Raw genomic sequence first — 23,610 nt, 5'->3', positions numbered from 1 at the left:
TTAACTTAACTTTTGTATGAAAACAACTTTCAGGTAGTTTCCTTCTTTAAACTCTTTATGTGTTTTGAAATCTGCAGGCAGCTTGAATTCTTCCAAAATCTCATATGTTCCGCCCGTTTGTTTAAAAGCTGATGCAATAAAGTCCTTAAACTTTTTCATACCGAAAGTACTGCAGTTGGAAGAGGCTACAATGACACCATTTTCTTCTGTAATCTGAATCGCTTGTGCCAATAGCTCAGGGTAATCTTTCCCTGCGCTGAATGTATGTTTTTTCGAGCGGGCAAAGCTAGGCGGATCGAGAATGACGAGATCAAACGACAGCTCTTTTCGAACCGCATACTTAAAGTAGTTGAACACATCTTCTACGATAATGTCGTGATCTTCATAATCCAGACCGTTCACACTAAACTGTTCCTGTGTTTTGCTTCGGCTTCTGTTGGCCAAGTCAACACTCGTTGTTTTTGTTGCTCCGCCTAGTGCGGCTGCTACTGAAAACGCCCCTGTGTATGAAAATGTATTGAGTACTGTTTTTCCTTTTGCATAACGGTCGAGAATTGTTTTTCGAACGTCTCGCTGATCTAAGAAAATGCCGACCATTGCGCCATCATTTAAATAAACCGCAAAGTGGATACCATTTTCCCGAACGATTAAAGGACTTGGAGCTTGTTCACCTTCCACAAAATCATCATCATCGATGTACTTTCCTTTTACGGCAAAACGCTTCTTCTCGTACAGCCCTTTTACCTTAACGATGTTTTTAAGAGACTCGATCACTTCATCTTTAAACGCATAGATTCCTTCACTGTACCAAGTAAGGACGTAATAGCCGTTATAATGATCAATTGTCAGTCCGCCGATTCCGTCTCCTTCGCCGTTAAAAACACGGAATGCCGTCGTTTCATAATCGTTGTAAAGTGCTTCTCGATGATCGACTGCTTTCTTTATTTTCTTTTCAAAAAAACTTTGATCGATAACTTCTTGGGAATTTTGAGTCAGGACCCATCCCCGGCCTTTGTTCTGCTTGCCATAGTATCCTTTTCCAAGAAACACATTTTTCTCATCAAACAGCTCGATGATTGTACCTTCTTCTTTTACATTGCTGATATTTTGAACAGCATCCTCTGTAATGAGAGGATAGCCTGCTTTTAAGCCCTTCACATATGAAGATTTCACTTTTAACCGGACGTTCTTTTTCATAATGTCACCCGTTTCCCATTCTCATTTTGAAGCAAAAACACTTTAATCATAAAATAGCTTACTTCATCAGGAAGCAATTCTTTGATCGGCTTTAACTTTTCTCCGCCAGCCTGCTGGATGGCGTTTTCGATCTCAGCGATATATTCATCTGGAATGAGGTCTTCCATATGAACGTCCATCCCTTCCTGCATGCATTGAATAAGGTGGCTTTCCACTGTACTCACTGCCAGATCACGATGTTCTGCTATTTCTTCAACAGACATTTCCTCTTTATAAAACGTGTATGTTTCAAGGTGAGAATTTGGTGTCGCTTTTTTCTTATTGGGGTCTGTCCCCGGGACAGACCCCTTCACTGCATTCTCCTTGCGTTCGGGGTTTTGTACTAAAAACTCCAGAATTGCCTCGATAAACTGTTCACCATACTTCTCTAGTTTATTTTGACCAACTCCTGTGACTGTTAAAAACTCTTCTTTTGTTTCAGGCAGCTTTACGCACATATCTTTCAGCGCCGTATCAGCAAAAATAACAAACGGCGGTACGTTTTCTTTTTCTGCGATGGCCTTTCGGACCATTCGAAGTTCTTCGAACAATGGATCGTCGTTTGAAACCTGCTTTGTCTGAACTGCTTCTTTTCGCATCACGGTTTCTTTTCCTAACAGAACATCTTTTCCTTTTTCTTTTATGTAAAGAGTCGGAAAAGAGCCATGCTCTACCGCAATCAGTTCTTGTGAGATAAAGAATTCAATAAAGTCGGTGACTTCTTTTATGCTTTTTTCTTTCATCATGCCGTATGTTGGCAGCTTCTGAAATTTCAGCTCCTGCACTTTTTTATTTTTGGATCCTGTCAGCACCTGGGCGATGATTGTTTTACCGAATCTTTTCTGCCCCATTCGCACGATACAGGAAAGAACGATTTGAGCTTCCCTTGTTACCTCAATGCTTTCCCGTGAATCCGTACAATTGCCGCAGCGTCCGCATGGCGGTATTTCTTCGTCACTGAAGTAGCGCACTATCATTTTTTGCAGACAGCTTTCTGTATGACAGTAATCCACCATAAGCTGCAGTTTTTCAAGTTCCTGCGAAATGCGGTCAGATTCACTTGACTGATCGATCAAGAACCGCTGAACTTGAACGTCCTGAGACGAATAAAGAAGAATACATTCACTCGGTAATCCGTCTCGGCCAGCACGGCCTGCTTCCTGATAATAGCTTTCCATATTTTTCGGCAGCTGAAAATGAATGACGTATCGGATGTTCGACTTATCGATCCCCATACCAAACGCAGATGTTGCAACCATTACAGAAGATTCATCTTGCAGAAATTGCTCCTGTTGCTCCATTCTTTCGTGGTCGTTCATCCCGGCATGGTAGCGCGAAACATGGATACCGCTCTTTTTCAGGTGCTCATACAGCTGATCGACAGTCTTTCGTGTAGCCGCATAAATGATTCCCGCTTCTTTTTCGTTCTTTTTAATAAAATCTTTTAGAAAAGAGAGACGATCTTGCCCTTTAATCACTGAGAAAGAAAGATTCTCCCGCTCAAATCCTGTTAAAACGGTTTTGTTTTCATCGATATCAAGCGACCAGCAAATATCCTGACGAACTCTTGGTGTAGCAGTTGCCGTTAGCGCGAGCACAACAGGACGCTTCGGCAAGTTCCCTATCATTCTCTGAATACGCTGATAGCTCGGCCGGAAATCATGACCCCATTGCGAGATACAATGAGCCTCGTCTACTGCCACTAAAGGAATATCGATTTGTCTTAAATGATCCATAAAGTCATAGGATTCTAGTCTTTCTGGTGCAATATATAGAAGTTTATATTCTCCGCGCTTTGCCTTTTCGATTCGATCTCTCGTTTCTGCCGCTGTTATCGAACTATTAATGAAGGCTGCGGAAATTCCTAACTGCAATAATGTATCAACCTGATCTTTCATCAATGAAATTAAAGGAGAAATAACAATCGTTGTTCCTTCAAAAACAAGGGCAGGAATCTGATAGCAGATCGATTTACCTCCGCCTGTCGGCATGACACAAAGAGTATCTTCACCTGCTAAAACCGATTGTATCGCTTGCTCTTGTCCATTCCGGAATGAAGAATAACCGTAATGCAACTCTAGCATTTGCTTTGCTTTTTGTATCAAAACTTTTCTTGCCCCCCTCAGGTAGAGTCATCTCTTGATTATAAAGGTACATCCCTAACATAGCAAAGACACATCTTACCGTTTTAGTTGATTTAAAAGGCTGTTTTCGAATACTTGGCTGCTCTTGAAAGGAGTTGATTTCCGTTCCAGGGTGCTCGCTTTCCGCGGAGCGTGCGGTGAGCCTCCCTATCGCTTTGCACTGGCGGGGTCTCACCTGTCACGCTTTAAAGAAGTACCTTGCTCCTGCGTCTTCAAGTTAATGCTACCGTAGAGAGCTTCCTCGTCGCATGCCTATCGAGAAGATTCTCATGTGGTAGGCACGCACCTTACACTCCAATCAACTTGTCAAAGAAGGACATCTTTATTTATAAAATGTGATACATTAGAAAATGGAGAAAATAGAAAGGGAGTTTTTACATATGACAAATCATGAAAACAACAATTTGCCGCCAAAAACTTGTTCGATCGAAAGACTTGTAACAATGCCTTCAGATGTTGAAATGGTAATCGCGGGCAAAAAGACTGCTACTCGCCGTAACGGAAGATATGCTGATGTAGGCGAAATTATGGAATTGCAAGGCCACAAGTTTGTCGTGGACAATGTTTACTCACAGTCATTAGGTGAATTAACAGACAATCATGCACAAGATGAAGGTTTCGAAACAGTAGAGGCATATAAAGAAGCGATTTTATCTTACCACCCAGGAATGCCTTGGCTTCCTCACATGAGAGTATGGGTGCACGAATTCAGTCCTGTTAAAGGTTAATACACTCTGGGATGGATTTGCTGTATAGGGGTTTACTTTATATTCATATTCTCAGCGTTATTGTTTCTATCGGCCCCTTCTTTATCCTGTTTCCGATCATAAAAAAACTTCGGACAGCTGAAGGTGCTGAAATCAACGCCCACCTTGGTACATTTCGCTTTATCGTGTGGCTCGCCAAACACGCAGGTCATGTCCTAGTAGGATCAGGAGTTCTTCTATTGCTTCTAGGACCCTGGACGTGGAGTACACCATGGGTTTTAGTGACGCTGATTATTTTATTTTGCTCGCTGTTCTTTTTGGCGCGTGCCTTTTCGCCGACTCTTCGCAAGTTTGAAGAAGAAGGCAGTGATCAAAATGCTTTAGCAGACAAATTGAAAAAAGCAGTTTGGATCTACCTCATTTTGCTGATGATCATGTTGTGGTTTATGGTAGTGAAGCCGTATTTGTGGTAGATAGAATGGAAGCTGACCGATTATGGTCAGCTTTTTTTATGGTTAGTGCAGGCATGTCCGTGTCAGAGAGACACATTATTGAATTTGTGGATTGAGGTTTGAAATTTGTGGATTGAACGTCAAAATTTTTGGATTGAGGGTGCTTTTTTCTGGATTCAACGCTGTTTTTTTGGATTAACTGTTATGAGTGTCTTTTTGAAAAAGTGTATTCTTTTGAAAAAAGAATCTCCCTCTATATGTAGAATAGATATAGCAATAAGTTCTATATAAGGATTGGAGACAACCCGTCATGCAACTGCACCCAATAACAGTAATCGAAATCACTTTTACCGTCATTTTTCTTGGCGCTTTATTCATTATTGCCATGCTTATTCCGAAAACCAAAAGAAAAATCAGTTTATACGTCGCTAGTTCAATTACGATAATCGTACTTGCCTTTTTTCTTATTCGTCCCCACTGGATTAATTACCAAGTTTCCATTAAAACAGAACAGCTGCATGCTTATTTAGAGAAAAAGTATCCTGGTGAAGAGTGGAAGATTAAAAGAAAGGCAGGCAGACAATATAACCCTCATCATTTAGATGTAGAATTCGAGAACGAGAAAGGCTGGTTTTATACATATTTTATTAAAGACGCGGACAACATCAAACAAAAAGGTTATGCTGTGCTCGTCAGCGAACCGGAAAATAGTAAGCCTAAACATTTTCAGCCTGAAGATTGGTAAATTAGAAACTCATTCTATCCGTTGAACGCGGATCCTCCACGAGGGTCCCGCTATAATAAACGCCATTCATGGACCGGTCGCGCCATGCAACCGTTGAATCGTAAAAATCTCTAGCTGTATCTACCTCTGTTATTAATATACCAGCGACATTTCGGCGCAGCCTTCCTACCGTTACTCCATCCGCTCTAACAAAAAAAGCCGGCCAGCAGCTTTCTTTTGCTGAACTGTTGCTTGCGCTGATCCAGATAAAATTGTTTGCTGCATAACTTGTCATCGTTGCTGGCATGGTAATCTCCGGATACGTCAAGCCGTGGTTATACTTTAAATTTTCTTTCCCCACAGCAGATTTTATAGCCTCTAATCTTTCCGGCTCCATGTTTGCCGCATGATACGAATGGAACATTACCTGTACACCTTTTTTCTTATATACACGGTAAAGTTCAGGATAGCGATAATCATGACAAATCTGTGTTCCGCACTTCACACCATTGATTTCAAACGTGCAAAAATAATCGCCAGAAGTATAGTGAGCGAGATCGCCAGTTTGTTCTTTCTCATCCCCTGCACAAAACATCTTATCGTATCGATCTACCAGTTTTCCGTCAGCATTTATGATATACAAACTATTGTGCGGTTTATGATTTCCGCTCAATGGGTGTGTGGTTCCTAAGACAACCCAAATGCGCAGTTCACGAGCAATATCCAAGATTTCTTCTGTACATTTCTTAAGCAGCACCCAATCAAATCCCTCTAATGTAGGCATGTCAGTCCCTGCATAACCAGAAAGTGCAGTTTCAGGAAAATGGGCAACGGCTGCTCCCTTTTCTTTCGCTTCTTTCATTTGCTTTATGATGTACTTTTGATTTTCCTTAATATCAGACGAAACAGGAAACTGGCATGTTGCAACGACCATTTTCATGACCTACACCCCGCTCATTGGTTGTTTTTGTATGATTATACTACATCCAAAAACATGTAAACCCTTTCATTTTCAAATTAGCGTAAATATTTTAAAAATTTATATAATTCCTCTTGTTACGCACTTTTAAAGCTGTTATGATTGTGAACATTATATTTCTAAAAACACCTAAGAAGGAGCGCAGCGTCATGAAAAAATTTATTTTGGTCTTATTAATTGTTTTGCCATTTTTAGCTCAGCTGGTCGTCTTGCCTTTCGTTAACAGGATTGACCCCATTATTTTAGGATTGCCGTTTCTTCAATTCTGGTTGTTTTTATGGATTGTTTTAACTCCTTTTTGCACCTTTGGCATCTATCAACTTCAGAAATCACAAGGAGGCTTGGATTAAATGCAGCAGGGAAATCTTACAGCACTTTCAATCACAATTTGTATTATTTTAACCGTTGTTCTTATCGGTTTTCTTGCCGGCAGAGACAAAGCTACCCGCAGTTCTGTAGAGGAATGGTCTGTCGGCGGACGCCGATTCGGAGGTCTTCTTGTCTGGTTTTTAGTCGGGGCTGACCTTTATACAGCCTATACGTTTCTCGGATTAACGAGTACTGCATATACAGCAGGAAGTCTTGCTTTCTTCGCGATTCCATACTCTGTTCTTGCGTATTTTATCTCTTACTTTTTCCTTCCGAAACTATGGAAAGTAGCCAATCATCATAAACTCACTACGCTGGCTGATTACGCCCGTGAGCGTTTTGATTCTAAGCTTCTTTCGTCTCTAATCGCTATCGTTGGCGTACTTATGCTCATTCCATATATCTGCCTGCAGCTAAGCGGTATTCAAGATACATTACAGGTAGCTGGGACAGGCTTTATCAATGTAAAAGTGGTCGTGATCACATCATTCTTTCTTGTTGCTCTTTATACGTTTTTCAGCGGAATCAAAGGACCAACTTATACAGCAATCATTAAAGATGTGCTCGTTTGGGCAATCATGCTGTTTATGGTCGTCTCTCTTCCAATCATGCACTTCGGCGGCTGGAACCCGATGGTGGATAAGATCGTAACCGAAGCACCTCAGCTTCTGACGATTCCTACTGAAGGGCCAAAAGGTATCCCATGGTTTATCACGGCATCATTCGTTTCAGCTCTTGCTTTGTTCATGTGGGCTCACGCTGCTACTGGTGTGTTCACAGCAAAAAGTGCTGATGCTATCCGTAAAAATGCTTTGTATCTGCCGCTTTACAATATTGTTTTAATTCTTGTTGTATTTTTAGGCTTTATTGCATTTTTGGTACTTCCTGATGGAACAGACCCTCGATTTGCATTACTGGCTTTGATCCAAACGTCATATGGCGGTATCGGACAAGGATTGGCTTATTCAACAATTGCACTTGCATCGCTTATTCCATGTTCAATCATGGCGATCGGTGCATCAAATCTTTTCGCGAACAACATCTATCGCGATTTAATCAATCCAAAAGTAAAAGGCGCAAAATTGACAATGATTACGCGCGGCATGGTGTTCGTTGTAATCGGACTGGCTTTACTGTTCGGACTTGTATTCCCGCAAGCACTTGTATCACTTCAATTGTTGGGTGTATCCGGCATGGTACAGATCTTCCCGGCTATCGTGGTAAGCTTGTTCTGGAGAAATCAAACAAGAGAAGCAACAATCATCGGTTTGCTTGTTGGACTTGCGGTAACATTCACGGTTTATTCAACTGGAACATCACTTGGAATTTACGAAGGTTTCTGGGGACTGATGGCTAACTTTGCTGCGATCGTGGTCTTGAATCCGCTGTTTGTTAAAAAAGCGAAGTTCTCTACAAACGCTGTGAAAGATTACTTGTTTGGAGGAAAGTCTAAGGAAGTAGATTTAGTACGTAAAGGCGCGTAAATTGGAAAGAGGATGACTTTTGATGGTCATCCTCTTTTATATATTTTCGGGGATCATAAAAAATTTTGAAGGCTCTTAAAATTTTTTGAAGCCCCATAAACACAAATTCGATCTCTACCGGTCCTGATTTTGCTCTCTGTAATGAATCATTTTCTGATTAAAACGCATGCCGATTACTTTAAAGTAAATTGAAAAGCCAAAAATACCGCCTAGATAGATTACATGATACAAAATCAGCATGTTATAGAACGTTTTTGTGCCGATCACGAACCAATCGAACAGCTGTGACATTCCAAAGAGTACCGCACCTAATATTAGATACTGAATCACCAGTTTGCCGACAGCTGATAACTTCACTTTACTCTCATCATCCCAGAACAGATACTGAAGTCCCGTTACAAAAATGCTCAAAAAGAAAATCTGAACTACCATCTCAAATGAAATTTCACGAGCGCCAAGCATGAAGCCGAATACTACATAAATAATGATTCCTGCTGAGAAAAACAATCCAGCCATCGTTTTAAAAACAAGGGTAAACTCCATTATTTTATTCCACATCTCAAATCCTCCTTTTAAAAACCGATCTTTTCTTTTAAACCAGAGACATACTGACGGGAAACGATCATGTTTTCGCCGTTATCAAGCGTCACCTCTACTCTTCCTCCAAGTCGAGGCGTTATCGTTTTAATTTTATCGAGATTCAGGATTGTCGCCTTTGTTGCCCGAAAGAAATTCCCATCACCAAACAGCTCCTCAATCTGATAAAGCCGCAGCGAAACTTCATAAACGGATTGCTTCGTGTAAGCAAAGTTCTTTTTATCAACAGACTCAAAATAAAATATATCGCTCGGCAGCAGCAGATGGATTTTCCCATCTAACGTTCCCAGCACTTTTCTTTCCAGAGACCTTATAGACGTTAGTACTTTAATGACTTCCTCGTTCATCTCTTTGCACTTTACGATAATCTCCAATTCATCTTGATCGTTACTTTCATGAATGGTTAACTTCATCTCTCGTCCTCCTTTCGTTTTAAGGACTGTTAAGCTTGTGTCACCAGTATATGTCAGCAAAACCTCTCCGTAAATCCGCTTTCAACCAACCTGCAAAAAGCAGCTCCTAAGTTGCATTTTTTCAACTTTGAAATATGCTCTTTACTAAATCTGCATTGACAAGTTGATTGGAACGGAGATCAACCGAGATCAACCACTTCCAAGAGCAACTTGTTTACGAAAACAGCCTTTAAATGAAAAACACCTGCTTATTCAGCAAGTGCTCCAGTATTAATAACCGAATGCTTCTTTTACAATATCCAGCAGTACGGTGTTTCGATCGGTTTGAACTTTTCCTTTTTTATCCCAATTTACTAAGTAGTATGGAAGGTGAAGAACATCTTGCAGCCGCTCCTCCGTCAGAAAGTCAGATGTAACTTTTAACTTAATATCTTTTGCATCGACTGGAAGAGTTGAGGCTAAAATATAGCCCCAATCTTCTCCTTCTTTTGTCGAGAAGTTGTGGAACGGTACAGTAAAAAATCCAGCTTCTTGCAATGTGGTTTCAATGCTCCACATGTATTCGGGCATCCAGCTCGAAGTGGAGCAGGCAATCGAGATCGCACCTTCTGGATTTAAGTGGTCTTTTAACTGATTGTAAAATTCCAAAGTAAATAATCTTGATAGAATTGGGCATTTAGAGGTTGGCTCCGGGATATCTACGATGATGACATCCCATGTTTCTGTGCTATTCTCAACAAAGTTTCTTCCATCCCCAATAACGGTTTCTACTTTAGAGTGATTCAAGGCCCCTTTGTTGAATTCTACTAATCGATCTAAGTTTTTCCCAAAGTCTATCATTACATCATCAATATCGATTGTGGTTATCTTTTCAACATCCTCATAACGCAATGCCTCACGTGTGGTAATTCCGCCTCCGCCGCCAATAATCAAGACACTTTTTACATTTTTTGCTGCGGCCATCGGAACGTGAACAATAACATCAGCGTACTCATCCTCATCCCGTGTCGTGCTGAACATCACATCCCCATTGCTGTAGATCCACATTTCACCATCCACATCAACTAGTGCGATCTTTTGTGTAGGTGTATTTATTTTGCGAATAACCCGAAAATCCCCCTCTGGTTTTTGATCTTCATTCATATAACTTTTAATCGATCCTTTTCCAAAGTAACGCCAATAAAACCAGCCGGCTGCCTCAGTGAAAAGAACGGCTGCTGCACCTAAGGCTAGCCAAAACAGTTCATTCATGTGAACACTCCTTAATATAAAAACAAGCTATAGTTTCATTCATATTCACGCAAGGGACAAGTGGTGTTTAAAAGCAGGGACAGTGAAAAAAGTCAGGCGCAAAAGTTAGGCGTTTGCATAGACTATTTCGACTTTATGTTTTGGAGGTACACTTATGAGCTATATGAATCCACAGGAGCAGCAAACCAGCGGACAGCAGCAAGCACTCCAGCTTTCTTTGCAGCTTATTAGAGAAGCGGTTGCAGGAGAACGAGAAGATCAATTGTTTTATGAATACTTAATTTCCATAGCACCAACAAATGAAGAAAAATTAATTATCGCCTCGATTCGTGATGATGAAAAAAGGCATAACCGGCTGTTCAGAAAAATATATAAAGACCTTACGGGACAAGAGGTACCACAAACAGCTGGTGAAGAATTTCAACGGCCAAAAACGTATAAAGACGGTCTTGTAAAAGCACTTTTTGGCGAATTGGCGGCAGTTGAAAAATACCGGGTGATTCGGCAAGGTCTTCCTAACAGGTATTATCGGGACATCTTGTTCAACATCATAACGGATGAAATTAAACACAGTGCAAAATACAATTACTTATTTACGCTTAATAGCAAGCCAGGCTCATCCCGCAGTCCAGATATCGAAACGCAAGTACAGACCCAAACTCAAGCACAACCACAAACTCAGCCACTAAGTACAGCAGACCAGTGGGTAATGTATATTGATCCATTAGTAAAAAGAGCTTTGGAAGAATCAGAAGAAGGTATTAACCTTACACATCTATTCCAGGAATTTATTCTGTCAGGCGTATTAGTCGGTCAAGGCTTTTCACCTGAAGAAGCGATCGAACTTGTTGAAAAATGGGAGAAAACGGGTGAATCTCAATTGTTAAAAAAGAGCAAGATGTTGGGAAACCAGCACAGAATCAGATAGAGGAGGAGAGATATGGAGCAAGCACAGGAATATACAAAGCCATTCATTGGAGATCAATTCCCGGAGATGACGGTTCATACCACCCTTGGGGAACTTGTCCTGCCAACAAGCTATCAAGGTCATTGGTTTGTATTATTTAGTTCAAGAAGCGAAAAAACGTGCAGAACAAGCGCAAGCAGGAGAAATTCAATGCTATGACTGGTGGATGTGTACAAAGCCGCTAAATAATATGTAGAGGCAGCCTAATTAAAGGCTGTTCTTTTTTTTGCAGTTCACAATATAGTATTTGGTAAATTAATTTGATAAGCTACATACTAAACTTATCAGAAGCTTTCTCAAAGAAATCAGGTGTGAAAATGGATATTAAACAATTGCAATATTTTATTGAGGTTGCAAAATATAATAGTTTTACCCGTGCTGCTGAGGAACTGTTCATCACTCAGCCAACGATAAGTAAAATGATCAAGAATTTAGAAGATGAACTAGGATTGGTTCTATTTGACCGCTCCAGCAGAAAGAAGCTGATTTTAACCGATGCAGGACGAGTTATTTATGAACAAGCCAAACTCGTTGATCAAGCATTTAACAACTTAGAATCTGAAATGGATAATCTGCTGGGACTTCAAAAAGGACATGTTCGTATTGGATTACCTCCTATTTTTGATTCTCGGCTCTTTCCAAAGCTGGTTGGAAGTTTTCATGAGAAATATCCAGCTATAACGTTTGAATTAATGGAAGATGGATCAAAGAAAATCGAAGAAGAAGTAGCCAATCACAACTTAGATATTGGGGTTGTTGTACTCCCAACAAACCACGATATTTTTCAGTACTTTTCTTTTATGAAAGAAGATTTGCAGCTTATCATCCATCCCGATCACCCCATTGCCACGCATGAAGAGGTTAACCTATCTGATCTCAGCAGTGAGTCTTTTATACTGTTCAATAAGGATTTTGTTTTGCATGATCGCATCATTTCTTCTTGTAACCACGCAGGCTTCAATCCACATGTTATCTCCGAAAGCTCACAATGGTCGTTCATCGAAGAAATGGTCGCCTGTAAACTAGGAGTTTCTTTATTGCCTGAAAGTATTTGCCGGCATCTTACGACAAAAGTGAAAACCATCAAAGTTGTGAACCCATCAATCGGTTGGGAACTCGCGCTTATATGGGGAAAAGATCAATATTTATCTTTTGCAGCAAAAGAATGGCTGCGCTTTGCAAAAGAACAGCTTTAATCTATATCCAAGATGATTCCACAAAGAATCATCTTTTTTTATGCAGTCATGGCATAGCTGTAAGCATTTACATAGATAAAGGCTATGCTCTAAATGAAAAATAACCATTTTACACCATGTTAATTACGGCGTACACTTACCTTGTAAATGGAAATTTCCATTCGGGAAGGACTGATTCATATGAATAAAAAGAAAGCGCGAGAAAGCCGCATCATTAATACTGACCAGGTTATGTCCCTGGATTTAAATAATTATAATACGTTATTCGGCGGCGTCTTGATGAGAAAGCTTGATAACAATGCAACCTTATCTGCACGCAGACACGCTCGAGTAAAAGAATGTGTAACAGCTTCAACCGATTCAATCGACTTTTTACACCCAATCCACCAAACAGACTCTGTCTGTATAGAATCGTTTGTTTCATATACCGGGAAAAGCTCTATGGAGATCTTTTGCAAAGTGATTGCTGAAGACATGATAACAGGTGAACGAAGAATAGCAGCAACAGCCTTCTTAACTTTTGTAGCTTTAGGTGAAGATAAAAAGCCCGTTGATGTTCCGCAGGTGATTCCTGAGACAGAAGAAGAGAAGTTCTTATATGATACAGCTAAAGAAAGAGCAGAAGTCCGAAAGCTGAGACGTATGAAAAGTAAAGAATTAGCAGCTGTCATCTCTCTGGATAAACCTTGGGATCTAAAAGAGGAGGTATACGCATGATCACTTTATGCAGTCAAAACGAACTAAAATCGGCACAAGCTGCACTCAATAAATTAGAGCAATCCTATCCTGAACTTTTCGAAAAGCTAATCGATGTTATTAACCTTACCCGTGCTATGCAGCTAAAATATCAGTACATGGGATGCTTAATTATGAATGAGGAACCGGGAAACGCCAAACCTCAATTTGTTATTGGGTCTGTTATTCGATTGTATAAAAAAGAAATGCAAAGATTAACAAGCGACAAGGATATTGAAGAGTTAAGAAAAGTCTTCTTAGAATATAAACATACTGGTTATTCTAGACTTAGCCAGCTTGCTCTAGGAAAAGCACCTGAATCGTTAGCAGGCAGCTCAGCAATTATTCAATAAACATAAGAAAACCTGAGTACAAATTTATCGCACTCAGGTTTTTTTATATGGTCTTAATTTTGGTAATAAAATAATAGTATTTGTACGCAACAATAAGCAGCAGCACTACCCTCACAATCGTACTATCCGCCATTATAAAAGCCACCGCTATCATGGCATCTGCAAACAGATTAATCGTGATTTTCTTTTTTCTCGTCATGGATTTTTCTTTTATGAATTCTTCTAAATGATTTTTGTATATCGATGTTCCTTTGAACCATCGTTCAAACTTTTTAGAACCTTTTACAAAGAAATAAGATGCTAGAAGAAGTAAAGGTGTTGTCGGGATAAGCGGCAAAATGATACCTACAATTCCTAAACCAAGAAATAAGAATCCCAGGGACACATAAAGCATATTCTTGATTTTCACTGAGATTCTCACTCCTTTCATCTCTAACTATCTTACCTTCTTTATTCATGTATGGCTATTGATTCACGTTTTTATATAGCAGGCGCCTTTCTTTTCTCAACGGGGCATTTTCAAAAAATGATATTTCCTCTTCTGTTTCCGGAATAACACTAGGTACAGGAGTTGGTTTTCCATCTTTATCATTCGCAACCATCGTAAGAATAGATGTCGTGTTTAATGTTCTGTTCCCCGTCTCTAAGTTTTGGCACTCAACTTTCACGTACACTTCCATTGAGGTCCTGCCTGTTGAAATGACAAACCCTTCAAGGATTAAAATATCCCCAACTTTTGCAGAGGATAAAAAATTCACATTATCAATGGAAGCCGTAACGACAACCTTTCCGCTGTGTTTCATTGCAGAGATCGCGGCGATTTCATCGATATATGATAATACCGTTCCTCCAAAGATCGTTCCCATATGATTTGTATCCGGAGGCAAAACAAGTTTCGTTTGAATCGTTCTTGAGACATTTGATGATAATTGCTGTACCATACTATTCCTCTTTCCCGAGCTCTCATGCTCCTGTTTTTAGTGGCGGGAATTGGAACGACAAAATAAATACCCATCACAAAGGATGGGCAGGATTGAATACCTAATAGAAACAATCTATTAAAATATCCTCGTCCTATCTTCCCAACTCCCGAAGAAGATCAACACTATAAACATGGCAGGTCTCCTGACTCAGGCTTTACTCTACTCTAAGCCCTTCCCATCTTTAGACAGTGGTTTTGCTTATTTCGTCAGCACATACAGTTGCGGGTACAGCTCTGGATTCTCACCAGATTCCCTATTAAGTCTATAACAGACACCATGATTACCGGATGAATATGAACTTCTATTTTATTATAGGTTGCTGTTAGATCAGTGACAACTACAGCGAATTTATATCCTCAATAATTCTTATCAAATCCTTAACAAATAAGGGTTGTACCTTCATATTGGCTTTAAATTCCCGTGATATGCTGAAAAAAAGACTTGAGGAGGTTATTTTTATGAAGCGTCCAACAGCTTTGATTCTAACAGCACGTTACGGAAGCGGTCATATCCAGGCAGCAAATGCTTTAGCAACTGAACTGCGTAACAATGGATATGAGCCAATCATATCTGATTTATTTGGTGAATCATATCCACTTATGTCTCAAATTACTCAATCTATATTCCTTAAAAGCTTTTCGTATGGTGCCTCATTCTATAAATGGTGGTATTACGGAACGAATAAATTAAACACTAAAGGAATTGCCCAGTTTTCCCGTTATCTAGGCCGAAAAAGGCTGCAAGAACTTATTACAATACACCGTCCTCAGTTTATTATTTCTACTTTCCCTCTTAATTCAGCACCATTTTTGATAAAAAAAGAAAGATACTCCATACCGACATATACCGTAATCACGGACTATTGCGCACATCCATTTTGGATTAACCCATTAGTAGTCCAATATTTTGTAGCAGCTGACATTGTAAAGTATGGGTTGAAAAAACATAACGTTAATGAAAAACGAGTTACCGTAAGCGGTATCCCAATCGGTTCTGAATTTTATTCTACAGCAGATAAACAATCGATATTTAAAAAATATCAAATAACTCCAAGTAACAGAGTTGTGACGATACTAGCTGGTGCACAATGTGTATTGAAAAATGTAAAGGATCTGGCACAGCTCTTGCTAAAGAACCCTTCATTTCAAATCATTGTTGTTTGCGGTAAAAACAGAGCACTTTATGAAAAACTTTTGCCAGTTGCCATTCAGTATCCAAGGTCTTTTCGGTTATTCGGATATGTTGATGAGATCCATGAAATTTTTCGGATTTCTCATTGTCTCATTACAAAACCCGGAGGCATTACGATCACAGAGGCAGCAGCCTTGCAGCTTCCTTTAGTTTTTTACAAGCCAGTACCGGGCCAAGAAGCTGAGAATGCTCGATATTTCAGCCAGCAAGGTGCCGCGATAATAACTCATACCGCCAGTGAAATTGCTGAAAGTGTTCAGGAGCTTTTTGATAATGAGCAACTTATGAAAAATATGAGAGAGCAACTTCGGCATATTCACAAAAACTACTCTGCAAAAGTGATTACAGATTATGCAATCAGCCAATCCGAAGAGCAATCGTTACTATTACCCTAAGGAGGAATCAAAATGGATACTACTTCGCATATTGTCATTGGGTTAGGATTAGGCGCTCTTGCTCAAATGGATCCCGTTGTGACAGGAAGTTCATTGTCTCAAGCCGTTATCTTAGGAACTGTTATCGGATCAAACGCACCAGATGCAGACTGTGTATATAAGCTTAGAGGAAAAGGGAGCTACTTCCGAAATCACCGCGCATGGTCACACTCTTTACCTGCATTGCCACTATGGGGGCTTGCCGTTTCGGGGATCATTCATCCTTTTTTCGATGATTCCTCATTCCTGCATCTATTTATGTGGACGTTTCTTGCTGTAATTCTTCATGTGGTATTTGATCTTTTTAATGTATATGGGACACAAGCTGCAAGACCTATCTCATCCAAGTGGATCTCCTTTGACTCCATTCCATTAGTCGACCTGTTTATATTAGGATTGCATGCAATCGGCTTTGCATTAATCCCTTTCTTTGAACCCGGAATTATTTTCGCTTTTATTTATTTGATTATACTTTTGCACATTGTATATCGGACTTTTTATGCTAGACGAATCAAAAAACATTTGGGGTTATACTTTTCGGAAGCCATCCGAATCAAGCTAATACCAAGACCAGATTTGCTAACGTGGGACTTTTTAATCGATAATGAAGATCAATTTATATTTGGTACTTATACGGCAAGAAGGATTAAAATTGAACACAAATTTCCTAAACAAATCGACAACCCTGGCTTAATTGAGAAAAGTAAAAAAGAACAAAAGGTTTCAGATTTTCTTTCCTCTACAGAGTTTGCATACCCTTTTGTAAAAAAGACAAAAAGCGGTTTCTTTGTTATGTGGAGGGACCTGCGGTTTCGAGAAAGCAAAACCTACTTTCCCTACCATGCCATTATGTATATAACTTACGATTATAAGTTCAAAAGTACTTATATAGATAAGATCTATTCGTTAAAAAACTATAAGAAAGTGTTACGGGAATTAGAAAGAAACTGCACAACAGAAAATGAGCAATCTACAAAAAAACTCAAGCATGTTTCAGCTTGAGTTTTTTCTGCGTTCTATTAAATGATCTTCCTCTTTATTTCAGTCCCTTCATTACAAACGCTACCAAGCGCCATGCCCCATCACCTAGTTCGCTAGATATTTCAAGATCAATTTCCTTTCCTGTACTTCCTCCATCCAATTCAAAGCTAAGCCATTTAAATTGACCTGGATCCAAAGCATAGCCAGCCTCGGCTAATAGTTTGTTGTCTGATCGTATGATGGTGTTTGCAGATCCATAAACGGAATCACCAGTCAGGAAGTAAACTTTGTGGATTCCAGCAGGTACGTTTACTCTAAAAATAGTAAGCTCTTCTCGTGATGCTATTAAATCACGTTGCAATGCATCAGCATTACCTCTATCTCTAGCAAATGGTGCTGTACCAACCCATCCGTATCCGTTTGAAACTTCCCATGTATCTTCAGGAACCAATCTCTTGTATGTCGGAAAAATTGGCGTTGTGCTGCTTCCGCCGTCTAAAGCAAGCTGAACATTTTCACCTGATAATGCTGATACCACTTGAATGTCCCGCGGCGGACCATATACGGCCGTTTCTCCAGCATCCACTTCTACACGAAGCCTTTCTGCTGCGGGCATTTCTGCAGGAGGAGTTACCAACACATCAAATACAGCCTCGTCTGATGGTTCAAGTACTTTTGTGACGTTCTCGCTCTTCCATCCAGTTGGAACAGGAATGTTCACGCTCACTTCTACTTGCTTTGCTGTACCATTACTTAATGTTACTTTAACAGGGCTTGGCTGACCTGCCATCATGGTGTCAGCTGCAATACGAGTAATGTCTACCCCACCGATTCTGACTGCTCCTGCTTTTCCATTTTTCACTGTAAAAGAAGCCAGCGTTACTGCAACTGCGTCTGGATTACTTGGAGAAGACACAACTCGATAATCAGATTCCCACGACTTATGTGTGACATGGCATTTCACATACCCGCGATAATCCCCATCAAAGAATTTAACATGCTGATTAACGGAAAGTGCTGCTTCTATTTGATTTTTCCATCCACATCCTGAACTTATTGACGTTCCGACAAATTCTGTTGCCAATGTTTTAGAGCTTGAGTCGTTAAAATCTTCCTTCAGATCGTTTACCCAGCTTGAGTGCCAGTCACCGCTCAGAACGACCGGATTAGAAGGCTCATATTTTTTAATAAAAGAAAATAGACGGTCTCGATCTGCAGAATAGCCATCCCATTGGTCGTGATTAACGCTAATTCCTTCACCTGGGTCATAATCGTACTGTGCCATCATGGTCTGCTGAGCGATTACGTTCCATCTAGAACGTGAATCCCGAAGATTTTTCAAGAGCCACTCTGCTTGTTCAGATCCAACAAGCGTTCGGTTAGTATTTGACGCTTCAGGATCAAGAGGTCCACCAGGAAACCCGCTTCCTACTTGATTATCCCTGTATTGCCTCGTATCTAAAATACTAAATTCTATTAAGCTGCCAAACGTAAACTTACGGTAAAGAAGCATATCTGGACCGTTCGGCTTTGATCTTCGTCTTAGCGGCATGTGTTCATAATACGCTTGAAAAGCTGCTGCGCGAACAGCGAGGAATCGTTCACGCTCACCTTCCGGATAATTCGGATCAGAAATATCATCAGACCAATCATTGTCTACTTCGTGGTCATCAAATGTAACAATAAAAGGGAAGTTGGCATGTGCAGCCTGTAAATCCTGAGATGTTTTATATTGTGCATGAAGCAGTCTATAATCGGTAAGTGTTTCTGTATCTCCTTTTTCATATATGTAATCTCCTAAATGGAATACAAAATCAAGGTCCTCTTCAACCATATTATGATACGCAGCAAAACGGCCACCCGTCCAAGCCTGGCACGATGCAATGCCAAACGTTAGACTCTTAATATCTGCATCACGCTGAGGTGCTGTTTTTGTTCTTCCTACTGGACTGATTTCATTACCTGCCTTGAACCGATAATAGTACTCTTTTCCTGGTTTTAACCCATACACTTCTGCATGAACGGAATGTCCAAGCTCAGGCGCTGCAATCTCCTTTCCAGAAAGAACAATATTATTGAACGATTCATCGTAGGATAGTTCCCACTGAACGGAAACATACCTGTTCTTCATTCCGCCTTTTCCATCCTCTGCAAGAGGATTCGGAGCGAGCCTTGTCCAGAGTACTACGCTGTCAGGAAGAGGATCCCCAGAAGCAACACCTAGGGTAAATGGATTGCCTGTAAAAACTGGAACAGCTTCAATCTCTTCAGTTTGATTAATTGCAGGAATAGATAGTCCGATTGCAGTTGCCGCAGCAGATTTACCTGTCGTTTTAAGGAAGTTTCTGCGATTCATTTTTTCAAGATTAAACTCTTTTAACCATTTCTCAAAACCCAACATAACCCACTCCTTTAATACTTTTCTTGTATAACAATTTAGATTCTATGTAATGAAAATAAATTCTCCGTTACAGAAGAATAAAGAATTGTAAAAAAAACCGCTAAAACAACAAAAAAGCCCTTGAGCGAATCAAGAACTTTTTACAGATTATGTTATTCTAATTTGAATTTAGTTATACTTGAATTCTACTTTCTCGCAATCTTTTATCTAAGCTGAAGAATACTTTCTTTAGCCTTTCACTAGGTATTTTAGTATATTGGTCGCCTATGTTAACTTCAAAATAACATTCAGAATTACTAACTTCTCTTAAAGATCCCGTTAAACCGATACCTGTTTCGTTATACAGTTCTCGGAGGATAGGCTCAAGCTCATTTTTTGGTACTGTAAAATAAACATGGAACATATTTGAGACAGGTTCTAACGGAACAGTTTTAACACAATAGCACTGATTATAAAGCGCTGCGAGCTCTTTCGCTTCTTCATAATATTGCTCCATCTTATTAACTCTCTGGTCAAAGTAATAATTTGCACTGATAATGTACGGATAAAGAGAGATCAAGTCACCGCCGTGGCGTCTTTTCCATACCTTTGATTCATCAGTAAAATCCTTTGGACCCGCAAGAATAGCTCCTGCTATACCTCCAATTCCTTTATAGAAAGAAACATAAACACTATCAAAAAGAGAACAAATCTCCTCTGCTGTCTTCTGGTAGAAAGGAAGAATTTCAAACAATCTTGCCCCATCCAAATGAAGTTTAATTCCTTTATCACGGCAATAGTTTGAAATAGCCGCAAGTTCCTCATATTCAGGAAGCTGACCTCCAATTTCGCGCTGAGGAAGTTCCAGCAGCAAACAGGAGATCTCCTCTTTCATGTTTACAACATCCTTAAGAGTTATTACTCTTTCCTTGTCTGCTAGAAGAATAGGCTCTATCCCGTGCAATTTTTTCAAGCCGTCTTCTTCATGAATCTCCAGATGGCATAGGGGATGATAAGCTACCTTTTGTAAACTCTTTTGATCACACCAGATTCTTAATGCGATCTGCTGCGCCATTGTACCGCTCGGAAAAAAGACAGATGATTCTTTTCCTAAGTACTTTGCTATTTTTTCCTGAAAATCTTCAATGACTTTTCCATTCCCGTAAACATCACTTTCAAGCTGTCCATCTATTGTTTCCAAAGCTTCTTTTAACACTGAAATATCCCGTTTACCATGGCCAGGAATTTGATATTCTGTCTCCTTAAACGCCTCTAACAATGGGTTCTCTTGATTCATGCAGACCACTCCTTTCCATATACCAAACGATAAATCAAAAACTTTTCATATGGGTTATTCTCGTACAGTTCTGGCAATACGATTTCCTCTTTCAATTCAAATGCTGTTTGATTTTCTAGAAAGTAGATATATTCCTCTGGTGCATAATATAAAATTAATTCAATTTCCCTCGGTTTTTTCTCAACAGAACGCAAGATGTTATTGATTGTTCTCATGAAGATCTGCAGAGAAAATGGATTAAAAAAATAAAACCGATTATCTTTAGAATCGATTTTGTATTCTTCTGCTAAGCAGCATTGAAAATGAATGCTTTCCATTCCTTTTCTATGTTTCTTTATATAATTCTTTTTGTTTTCGAGTGCCTCTTCATAAAATGTTTCATCCATTTCAATTCCTGCAGCGGATGCCTGAAATAAGTGGTGAACGAAGAAGTTTAGCCGCCCTTTTCCGCATCCAAAATCCACTATTCGGTCACTGCTCTTTAATACATAGTGTTCAAACAGTGTTTCCAGAGCTTCATAAGGAGTAGGTTCGTAACGGTTATAATGCATCGAAGGATGGAATCCCTTTTGATTACCATGTGTATGAATGTTGAGCAATTGATCATAATATTGTTCTTTCATGTTGGAAGACTCCTATTATTTATACGTCTATTCCTATAATAACAAAAATCCTCTCACACTTACTCAAAGCATTTATTTGTGTTCCTCTGCATATATATTTATGGCTTTTCCTGCAAATCATTTTGCTTGTTACTCTTAAAGTATTTCTTAAGGCCGATGAAAAAACCTGCCGCAAGCATCACGAATCCGTTTACCAGCGTTACAAATCCAAAGAAGAATCCGCCATATCCAGCACCTTCGCCAATATCAGCTACTAATTTAAGCAGCAGTCCTCCTGTAATAAAAGCAATGATCGGAGCTGAAATCATCAAGATAAGTCCTGAATAAAATAGCTTAAGCTTCCCGATTCTGTGAAATTTTACAGCCGCATAATTCAGCAGTAGAATAACGATGAAATATGACCAAAGAATAACACTGTCCACCTTTCACCCTCCTATCTCACAGTCTAGTTTAGATTAGTTTATCCATAATGGAAACATTTGTAACCCAAATGATGATTATTAAACTACCGAAAAAGATGAATTGACATTGCTGGACTTTGTACTACACTTGTAGAAAGTTTAAGAATCTCTCCTTACTTTTAGGAACGCTAACAAAAATAGAATTGGAGGGCACATCATGTTATTTTTCATTTTATTAATCGGTGTACTGTTAGTTGTAATCGCTACCACGAAATTTAAGCTTCATCCCTTTTTATCTTTGATTCTAGGAACCTTCTTCGTCGGAATCGCTTCCGGCATGCCTTTAATGAAGATTGTTGAAAACGTTAACACTGGTTTTGGCGGTCTAATGGGCGGAATCGGGCTCGTTATCGTTTTTGGAACAATCATCGGTACCATTCTTGAGAAATCCGGAGCCGCCCTTCGTATGGCAGAGGTGGTTCTTCGGGTTGTCGGACCGAAAAGACCTCAGCTGGCCATGAGTATGATCGGTTACATTGTTTCTATTCCTGTTTTCTGTGATTCTGGATTCGTCATTTTGTCTTCTTTAAGAAAAGCACTTGCAAAACGGGCAAAAGTGGCTGTGGCTTCTATGTCTGTCGCTCTAGCTACCGGTTTGTACGCTACACACACGCTCGTCCCGCCAACTCCTGGTCCTATTGCAGCCGCAGGTAATATTGGCGCAAATGGATTTTTAGGAACGATTATTATCATCGGGCTGATTGTTGCCATTCCCGCTACCATTGCTGGCTATTTATGGGCTGTAAAAGTGGCCGATAAAATTGAAGTTGAAGATGACGGTGAAGAATTGAATTATGATGAAATCGTCTCTTCATTTGGTAAAATGCCTTCCACATTTTTATCCTTTTTACCGATTGTGCTTCCGATTGTATTAATTGGTATAGGTTCTGTTGTGACCTATCAAGGTGCAAAAGGAGACATCGCAAACTTCTTTCTATTCCTAGGAAGTCCACTTGTGGCTTTATTAGCAGGTGTCATTGCGGCATTCTTTTTGCTGCCGAAATACAACGAAGAGACGATGACGAAATGGGTTGGAGAAGCGCTGTTAGATGCCGCTCCTATTCTATTAATCACTGGAGCTGGCGGAGCATTTGGAGGAGTTATTAAAAATACAGGCATTGCAGATATCATTCAAAGCTGGTCACTTGGGGATATTTTCAGCGGAGCACTATTCCTGCTTATCCCGTTCCTGATTGCAGCTGCTCTAAAAACAGCACAAGGATCTTCGACTGCTGCACTCGTGATTACATCTTCACTTATCGCACCGATGCTTCCTGGCATCGGAATTGAAGGAGCCGTTCCGTTGGCACTTGTTGTTATGGCAATTGGAGCAGGAGCAATGACAGTAAGCCATGTGAACGACAGCTTCTACTGGGTAGTGACAGAGTTCACTGGAATGAAAGTAACAGATGCCTATAAAGCACAAACGATGGCTACATTGCTGCAAGGTATTGTAACGATTGTCTTCACTATGATTTTGTGGGTGATATTGGTTTAAATTACACAATGATGCTCGTGGAAGGGGTTGATTTCCGCTCCAGCTGCTCGCTTTCCGCGGGGCGGGCGGCGAGCCTCCTTGCGCTTTGCGCCATTAGGAGTCTCACCTGTCCCACTCGTCCCGCAGGAGTCTCGCATCTTCCGTTCCAATCAACT

The 23,610-nt window shown here is 40.0% G+C and carries 25 protein-coding genes and 1 riboswitch; of the genes, 13 read left to right on the top strand and 12 right to left on the bottom strand.

Annotation, left to right across the window (positions count from 1 at the left end; genetic code table 11):
• On the bottom strand, nt 1-1,197 hold the full coding sequence (locus ABE41_RS01795; protein ID WP_066285902.1) for a class I SAM-dependent rRNA methyltransferase: 1,197 nt from the start codon (nt 1,195-1,197) through the stop codon (nt 1-3).
• Nucleotides 1,194-3,341, bottom strand: coding sequence for a DNA helicase RecQ (gene recQ, locus ABE41_RS01790; RefSeq protein ID WP_156774202.1), 2,148 nt, complete (start codon nt 3,339-3,341; stop codon nt 1,194-1,196). The genes ABE41_RS01795 and recQ overlap by 4 nt, the downstream gene beginning before the upstream one ends.
• Nucleotides 3,342-3,760: 419 nt before the next feature.
• Here recQ and ABE41_RS01785 point away from each other — a divergent pair, with 419 nt between their 5' ends.
• From ABE41_RS01785 to ABE41_RS01775, 3 genes are all read left to right on the top strand, one after another.
• Nucleotides 3,761-4,108 (top strand): ASCH domain-containing protein, encoded by a 348-nt coding sequence (locus ABE41_RS01785; RefSeq protein ID WP_066285900.1) that lies wholly within the window; start codon nt 3,761-3,763, stop codon nt 4,106-4,108.
• A gap of 17 nt (nt 4,109-4,125) precedes the next feature.
• Nucleotides 4,126-4,560 carry a hypothetical protein gene (locus tag ABE41_RS01780; protein WP_172827381.1) on the top strand — a complete coding sequence of 145 codons (435 nt, stop codon included), beginning with the start codon at nt 4,126-4,128 and terminating at the stop codon, nt 4,558-4,560.
• Nucleotides 4,561-4,849: 289 nt separating this feature from the next.
• Nucleotides 4,850-5,284: a hypothetical protein gene (locus tag ABE41_RS01775; protein ID WP_066285896.1), complete on the top strand. Its 435-nt coding sequence runs from the start codon at nt 4,850-4,852 to the stop codon at nt 5,282-5,284.
• Between the two features lies 1 nt (nt 5,285).
• On the opposite strand, the gene ABE41_RS01770 is transcribed toward ABE41_RS01775, so the two are convergent.
• Nucleotides 5,286-6,203: a carbon-nitrogen hydrolase family protein gene (locus tag ABE41_RS01770; RefSeq protein ID WP_066285894.1), complete on the bottom strand. Its 918-nt coding sequence runs from the start codon at nt 6,201-6,203 to the stop codon at nt 5,286-5,288.
• A gap of 188 nt (nt 6,204-6,391) precedes the next feature.
• Between ABE41_RS01770 and ABE41_RS01765 the strand changes: the two genes are divergently transcribed.
• Entirely contained in the window at nt 6,392-6,592 is a 201-nt protein-coding gene (locus tag ABE41_RS01765) for a DUF3311 domain-containing protein (protein WP_066285893.1), read from the top strand.
• Nucleotides 6,593-8,095 carry a sodium:solute symporter family protein gene (locus tag ABE41_RS01760; RefSeq protein ID WP_066285891.1) on the top strand — a complete coding sequence of 501 codons (1,503 nt, stop codon included), beginning with the start codon at nt 6,593-6,595 and terminating at the stop codon, nt 8,093-8,095.
• A 114-nt stretch (nt 8,096-8,209) separates the two neighbouring features.
• On the opposite strand, the gene ABE41_RS01755 is transcribed toward ABE41_RS01760, so the two are convergent.
• From ABE41_RS01755 to ABE41_RS01745, 3 genes are all read right to left on the bottom strand, one after another.
• The gene (locus ABE41_RS01755) at nt 8,210-8,653 is read right to left on the bottom strand and encodes a hypothetical protein (RefSeq protein ID WP_066285889.1); all 444 of its coding nucleotides are present in this window, start codon (nt 8,651-8,653) and stop codon (nt 8,210-8,212) included.
• A gap of 14 nt (nt 8,654-8,667) precedes the next feature.
• A complete protein-coding gene (locus tag ABE41_RS01750; protein WP_066285887.1) occupies nt 8,668-9,105 on the bottom strand; it encodes a LytTR family DNA-binding domain-containing protein in 438 nt (145 codons plus the stop codon).
• A gap of 270 nt (nt 9,106-9,375) precedes the next feature.
• Entirely contained in the window at nt 9,376-10,356 is a 981-nt protein-coding gene (locus tag ABE41_RS01745) for a spermidine synthase (protein WP_066285885.1), read from the bottom strand.
• 154 nt (nt 10,357-10,510) lie between these two features.
• Here ABE41_RS01745 and ABE41_RS21310 point away from each other — a divergent pair, with 154 nt between their 5' ends.
• From ABE41_RS21310 to ABE41_RS01720, 5 genes are all read left to right on the top strand, one after another.
• Complete coding sequence (locus ABE41_RS21310; protein WP_253805417.1) at nt 10,511-11,284, top strand: ferritin-like domain-containing protein; 774 nt, start codon at nt 10,511-10,513, stop codon at nt 11,282-11,284.
• Between the two features lie 12 nt (nt 11,285-11,296).
• Complete coding sequence (locus ABE41_RS01735) at nt 11,297-11,482, top strand: hypothetical protein (protein WP_066285883.1); 186 nt, start codon at nt 11,297-11,299, stop codon at nt 11,480-11,482.
• A 158-nt stretch (nt 11,483-11,640) separates the two neighbouring features.
• The gene (cidR, locus tag ABE41_RS01730; protein ID WP_066285882.1) at nt 11,641-12,519 is read left to right on the top strand and encodes a cidABC operon transcriptional activator CidR; all 879 of its coding nucleotides are present in this window, start codon (nt 11,641-11,643) and stop codon (nt 12,517-12,519) included.
• A 180-nt stretch (nt 12,520-12,699) separates the two neighbouring features.
• Nucleotides 12,700-13,236 carry an acyl-CoA thioesterase gene (locus ABE41_RS01725; protein WP_066285880.1) on the top strand — a complete coding sequence of 179 codons (537 nt, stop codon included), beginning with the start codon at nt 12,700-12,702 and terminating at the stop codon, nt 13,234-13,236.
• Nucleotides 13,233-13,607 carry a hypothetical protein gene (locus ABE41_RS01720; RefSeq protein ID WP_066285876.1) on the top strand — a complete coding sequence of 125 codons (375 nt, stop codon included), beginning with the start codon at nt 13,233-13,235 and terminating at the stop codon, nt 13,605-13,607. The genes ABE41_RS01725 and ABE41_RS01720 overlap by 4 nt, the downstream gene beginning before the upstream one ends.
• Before the next feature lie 43 nt (nt 13,608-13,650).
• Here the strand turns inward: ABE41_RS01720 and ABE41_RS01715 are convergent, their stop codons facing one another.
• Nucleotides 13,651-14,016, bottom strand: coding sequence for a YbaN family protein (locus ABE41_RS01715; RefSeq protein WP_172827319.1), 366 nt, complete (start codon nt 14,014-14,016; stop codon nt 13,651-13,653).
• 55 nt (nt 14,017-14,071) lie between these two features.
• Nucleotides 14,072-14,548 (bottom strand): acyl-CoA thioesterase, encoded by a 477-nt coding sequence (locus ABE41_RS01710; RefSeq protein WP_066285872.1) that lies wholly within the window; start codon nt 14,546-14,548, stop codon nt 14,072-14,074.
• 157 nt (nt 14,549-14,705) lie between these two features.
• Nucleotides 14,706-14,884: riboswitch (cobalamin riboswitch) on the bottom strand.
• Between the two features lie 164 nt (nt 14,885-15,048).
• On the opposite strand from ABE41_RS01710, the gene ABE41_RS01705 reads away from it, so the two are divergent.
• Nucleotides 15,049-16,176, top strand: coding sequence for an MGDG synthase family glycosyltransferase (locus ABE41_RS01705; RefSeq protein WP_066285870.1), 1,128 nt, complete (start codon nt 15,049-15,051; stop codon nt 16,174-16,176).
• Nucleotides 16,177-16,188: 12 nt separating this feature from the next.
• Nucleotides 16,189-17,217: a metal-dependent hydrolase gene (locus ABE41_RS01700; RefSeq protein ID WP_066285869.1), complete on the top strand. Its 1,029-nt coding sequence runs from the start codon at nt 16,189-16,191 to the stop codon at nt 17,215-17,217.
• Between the two features lie 34 nt (nt 17,218-17,251).
• On the opposite strand, the gene ABE41_RS01695 is transcribed toward ABE41_RS01700, so the two are convergent.
• From ABE41_RS01695 to ABE41_RS01680, 4 genes are all read right to left on the bottom strand, one after another.
• Nucleotides 17,252-19,597 (bottom strand): alkaline phosphatase D family protein, encoded by a 2,346-nt coding sequence (locus ABE41_RS01695; RefSeq protein ID WP_083207611.1) that lies wholly within the window; start codon nt 19,595-19,597, stop codon nt 17,252-17,254.
• Nucleotides 19,598-19,769: 172 nt separating this feature from the next.
• Nucleotides 19,770-20,873 (bottom strand): threonine aldolase family protein, encoded by a 1,104-nt coding sequence (locus tag ABE41_RS01690; protein ID WP_066285866.1) that lies wholly within the window; start codon nt 20,871-20,873, stop codon nt 19,770-19,772.
• Nucleotides 20,870-21,496: a class I SAM-dependent methyltransferase gene (locus tag ABE41_RS01685; RefSeq protein WP_066285864.1), complete on the bottom strand. Its 627-nt coding sequence runs from the start codon at nt 21,494-21,496 to the stop codon at nt 20,870-20,872. Before ABE41_RS01685 ends, ABE41_RS01690 begins: the two co-directional genes overlap by 4 nt.
• Before the next feature lie 98 nt (nt 21,497-21,594).
• On the bottom strand, nt 21,595-21,918 hold the full coding sequence (locus ABE41_RS01680; RefSeq protein WP_066285862.1) for a hypothetical protein: 324 nt from the start codon (nt 21,916-21,918) through the stop codon (nt 21,595-21,597).
• A 196-nt stretch (nt 21,919-22,114) separates the two neighbouring features.
• On the opposite strand from ABE41_RS01680, the gene ABE41_RS01675 reads away from it, so the two are divergent.
• Nucleotides 22,115-23,455 (top strand): GntP family permease, encoded by a 1,341-nt coding sequence (locus tag ABE41_RS01675; protein WP_066285860.1) that lies wholly within the window; start codon nt 22,115-22,117, stop codon nt 23,453-23,455.
• The last annotated feature ends 155 nt before the right edge of the window (nt 23,456-23,610 follow it).

Source organism: Fictibacillus arsenicus, assembly GCF_001642935.1.
Classification (GTDB): domain Bacteria; phylum Bacillota; class Bacilli; order Bacillales; family Fictibacillaceae; genus Fictibacillus; species Fictibacillus arsenicus_B.
The sequence above is the reverse complement of the archived record's forward strand: the minus strand, read 5'-3'. Positions and strand labels throughout refer to the sequence as shown.

Excerpts from the sequence above, each read along its gene's own strand:
- ABE41_RS01785 (WP_066285900.1), top strand. The coding sequence starts at position 3,761 with ATGACAAATCATGAAAACAACAATTTGCCGCCAAAAACTTGTTCGATC.
- ABE41_RS01755 (WP_066285889.1), bottom strand. The coding sequence starts at position 8,653 with ATGTGGAATAAAATAATGGAGTTTACCCTTGTTTTTAAAACGATGGCT.
- ABE41_RS01770 (WP_066285894.1), bottom strand. The coding sequence starts at position 6,203 with ATGAAAATGGTCGTTGCAACATGCCAGTTTCCTGTTTCGTCTGATATT.
- ABE41_RS01700 (WP_066285869.1), top strand. The coding sequence starts at position 16,189 with ATGGATACTACTTCGCATATTGTCATTGGGTTAGGATTAGGCGCTCTT.
- ABE41_RS01675 (WP_066285860.1), top strand. The coding sequence starts at position 22,115 with ATGTTATTTTTCATTTTATTAATCGGTGTACTGTTAGTTGTAATCGCT.
- ABE41_RS21310 (WP_253805417.1), top strand. The coding sequence starts at position 10,511 with ATGAGCTATATGAATCCACAGGAGCAGCAAACCAGCGGACAGCAGCAA.
- ABE41_RS01710 (WP_066285872.1), bottom strand. The coding sequence starts at position 14,548 with ATGGTACAGCAATTATCATCAAATGTCTCAAGAACGATTCAAACGAAA.
- ABE41_RS01765 (WP_066285893.1), top strand. The coding sequence starts at position 6,392 with ATGAAAAAATTTATTTTGGTCTTATTAATTGTTTTGCCATTTTTAGCT.
- ABE41_RS01795 (WP_066285902.1), bottom strand. The coding sequence starts at position 1,197 with ATGAAAAAGAACGTCCGGTTAAAAGTGAAATCTTCATATGTGAAGGGC.
- ABE41_RS01775 (WP_066285896.1), top strand. The coding sequence starts at position 4,850 with ATGCAACTGCACCCAATAACAGTAATCGAAATCACTTTTACCGTCATT.
- ABE41_RS01760 (WP_066285891.1), top strand. The coding sequence starts at position 6,593 with ATGCAGCAGGGAAATCTTACAGCACTTTCAATCACAATTTGTATTATT.
- ABE41_RS01735 (WP_066285883.1), top strand. The coding sequence starts at position 11,297 with ATGGAGCAAGCACAGGAATATACAAAGCCATTCATTGGAGATCAATTC.
- ABE41_RS01725 (WP_066285880.1), top strand. The coding sequence starts at position 12,700 with ATGAATAAAAAGAAAGCGCGAGAAAGCCGCATCATTAATACTGACCAG.
- cidR (WP_066285882.1), top strand. The coding sequence starts at position 11,641 with ATGGATATTAAACAATTGCAATATTTTATTGAGGTTGCAAAATATAAT.
- ABE41_RS01685 (WP_066285864.1), bottom strand. The coding sequence starts at position 21,496 with ATGAAAGAACAATATTATGATCAATTGCTCAACATTCATACACATGGT.
- ABE41_RS01690 (WP_066285866.1), bottom strand. The coding sequence starts at position 20,873 with ATGAATCAAGAGAACCCATTGTTAGAGGCGTTTAAGGAGACAGAATAT.
- ABE41_RS01705 (WP_066285870.1), top strand. The coding sequence starts at position 15,049 with ATGAAGCGTCCAACAGCTTTGATTCTAACAGCACGTTACGGAAGCGGT.
- ABE41_RS01750 (WP_066285887.1), bottom strand. The coding sequence starts at position 9,105 with ATGAAGTTAACCATTCATGAAAGTAACGATCAAGATGAATTGGAGATT.
- ABE41_RS01720 (WP_066285876.1), top strand. The coding sequence starts at position 13,233 with ATGATCACTTTATGCAGTCAAAACGAACTAAAATCGGCACAAGCTGCA.
- ABE41_RS01695 (WP_083207611.1), bottom strand. The coding sequence starts at position 19,597 with ATGTTGGGTTTTGAGAAATGGTTAAAAGAGTTTAATCTTGAAAAAATG.
- ABE41_RS01745 (WP_066285885.1), bottom strand. The coding sequence starts at position 10,356 with ATGAATGAACTGTTTTGGCTAGCCTTAGGTGCAGCAGCCGTTCTTTTC.